This is a genomic window from Desulfuribacillus alkaliarsenatis (genome assembly GCF_001730225.1).
GTDB classification, from domain to species: Bacteria; Bacillota; Bacilli; order Desulfuribacillales; family Desulfuribacillaceae; genus Desulfuribacillus; species Desulfuribacillus alkaliarsenatis.
Genome location: NZ_MIJE01000013.1, coordinates 1 through 2,930 on the forward strand (window position 1 = coordinate 1; position 2,930 = coordinate 2,930).

1 rRNA gene is annotated in these 2,930 nt (G+C 51.3%); it reads left to right on the forward strand.

The features are described from left to right. Positions 1-2,923 (forward strand): 23S ribosomal RNA (locus BHF68_RS07210); the annotation flags it as partial. Positions 2,924-2,930 lie beyond the last annotated feature (7 nt).

Consider the following 2,930-nt stretch of genomic DNA (forward strand, 5'->3'; position numbering starts at 1 on the left):
AGCCGAAGAAGGACGGAGCGAACGCCGAAACGCCACGGGGAGCTGTAAGCAAGCATTGAGCCGTGGATATCCGAATGGGGGAACCCAGTATCCGTAATGGGATACTACCCATACCTGAACACATAGGGTATGAGGAGGCAGACCCAGGGAACTGAAACATCTAAGTACCTGGAGGAAAAGAAAACAAAAGTGATTCCCTAAGTAGCGGCGAGCGAACGGGGAGAAGCCTAAACCTATACTATGTAAGCCTACAAGCGTTGTAATATAGGTGTTGCGGGGCATAGAAGGGGTGTTTGTAGCCACCCACAAAGACAACAAACGGTATTCGAACCAATTGGGAAATTGGACCGAAGAAGGTGAAAGTCCTGTAGAAGAAACCGTTTCGCGCTTTGTTTATGACCCCAAGTACGGCGGGACACGTGAAATCCCGTCGGAATCCAGGAGGACCATCTCCTAAGGCTAAATACTACCTAGCGACCGATAGTGAACCAGTACCGTGAGGGAAAGGTGAAAAGCACCCCGGGAGGGGAGTGAAATAGAACCTGAAACCATATGCTTACAAGCAGTCGGAGCACGTTAAAAGTGTGACGGCGTGCCTTTTGTAGAATGAACCGGCGAGTTATGGTAGCGAGCAAGGTTAAAGTGAGAAACTGGAGCCGAAGCGAAAGCAAGTCTGAATAGGGCATGTAGTTCGTTGCCATAGACCCGAAACCGTGTGATCTACCCATGGCCAGGATGAAGTTGCAGTAAAATGCAATGGAGGTCCGAACCCACTAATGTTGAAAAATTAGGGGATGAGCTGTGGGTAGGGGTGAAATGCCAATCGAACACGGAGATAGCTGGTTCTCCCCGAAATAGCTTTAGGGCTAGCCTTATTGATCAGTATTGGAGGTAGAGCACTGATTGGACTAGGGCCGTGCGAACGGTACCGAATTCAGTCAAACTCCGAATGCCATTAACTGTAACAATAGGAGTCAGACTGCGAGTGATAAGATCCGTAGTCAAGAGGGAAACAGCCCAGACCATCAGCTAAGGTCCCAAAGTGTGTGTTAAGTGGGAAAGGATGTAGTGTTGCCCAGACAACCAGGATGTTGGCTTAGAAGCAGCCACCATTTAAAGAGTGCGTAATAGCTCACTGGTCGAGTGACACTGCGCCGAAAATGTAACGGGGCTCAAACACACCACCGAAGCTATGGATGATACAATTATGTATTGTGGTAGGGGAGCGTTCTAAGTGCGGCGAAGCGATACCGAAAGGAGTCGTGGAGCGCTTAGAAGTGAGAATGCCGGTATGAGTAACGAAAAGATATGTGAGAATCATATCCGCCGAAAGCCCAAGGGTTCCTGAGGAAGGCTCGTCCTCTCAGGGTTAGTCGGGACCTAAGCCGAGGCCGAAAGGCGTAGGCGATGGACAACTGGTTGAGATTCCAGTACCACCTATAAGCCGCTTGAGCAAAGGGGTGACGCAGGAGGATAGGGAGAGCAGACTGATGGAATAGTCTGTCTAAGCGAGGTATCGGTCAGGTAGGCAAATCCGCCTGGCATAACGAGAATGCGTGAATGCGAGCGAAAATTAAAGTAGCGAAGTCCCTGATTCCACACTGCCGAGAAAAGCCTCTAGCAAGGAAAATGGGTGCCCGTACCAAAACCGACACAGGTAGGCAGGGAGAGAATCCCAAGGCGCGCGAGAGAACTCTCGTTAAGGAACTCGGCAAAATGACCCCGTAACTTCGGGAGAAGGGGTGCTCTTTAGGGTTAATAGCCCAGGAGAGCCGCAGTGAAAAGATCCAAGCGACTGTTTAGCAAAAACACAGGTCTCTGCGAAGCCGCAAGGCGAAGTATAGGGGCTGACGCCTGCCCGGTGCTGGAAGGTTAAGGGAAGAGGTTAGCTGTAAGGCGAAGCTTTGAACCGAAGCCCCAGTAAACGGCGGCCGTAACTATAACGGTCCTAAGGTAGCGAAATTCCTTGTCGGGTAAGTTCCGACCCGCACGAAAGGCGTAACGACTTGGATACTGTCTCGACGAGAGACTCGGTGAAATTGTAGTACCAGTGAAGATGCTGGTTACCCGCGACAAGACGGAAAGACCCCATGGAGCTTTACTATAGCTTGATATTGGATTTTGGTACCCTATGTACAGGATAGGTGGGAGACGTAGAAGCTAGGGCGCAAGCCTTGGTGGAGTCGCTGGTGGGATACCACCCTTAGTGTACCGGAGTTCTAACCTACATCCGTGACCCGGATGAGGGACAGTGTCAGGTGGGTAGTTTGACTGGGGCGGTCGCCTCCTAAAGAGTAACGGAGGCGCCCAAAGGTTCCCTCAGAATGGTTGGAAATCATTCGAAGAGTGTAAAGGCAGAAGGGAGCTTGACTGCGAGACCTACAAGTCGAGCAGGTACGAAAGTAGGGCTTAGTGATCCGGTGGTACCGCATGGAAGGGCCATCGCTCAACGGATAAAAGCTACCCTGGGGATAACAGGCTTATCTCCCCCAAGAGTCCACATCGACGGGGAGGTTTGGCACCTCGATGTCGGCTCATCGCATCCTGGGGCTGAAGTAGGTCCCAAGGGTTGGGCTGTTCGCCCATTAAAGCGGTACGCGAGCTGGGTTCAGAACGTCGTGAGACAGTTCGGTCCCTATCTGTCGTGGGCGTAGGAAATTTGAGAGGAGCTGTCCTTAGTACGAGAGGACCGGGATGGACAAACCGCTGGTGTACCAGTTGTTTCGCCAGAAGCATAGCTGGGTAGCCAAGTTTGGAAGGGATAAGCGCTGAAAGCATCTAAGCGCAAAGCCCCCCTCGAGATAAGATTTCCCATAGCATAAGCTAGTAAGACCCCTTGAAGACTACAAGGTAGATAGGTCTGGAGTGTAAGCATAGTGATATGTTTAGCGGACAGATACTAATCGGTCGAGGGCTTAACCACAAGGGTT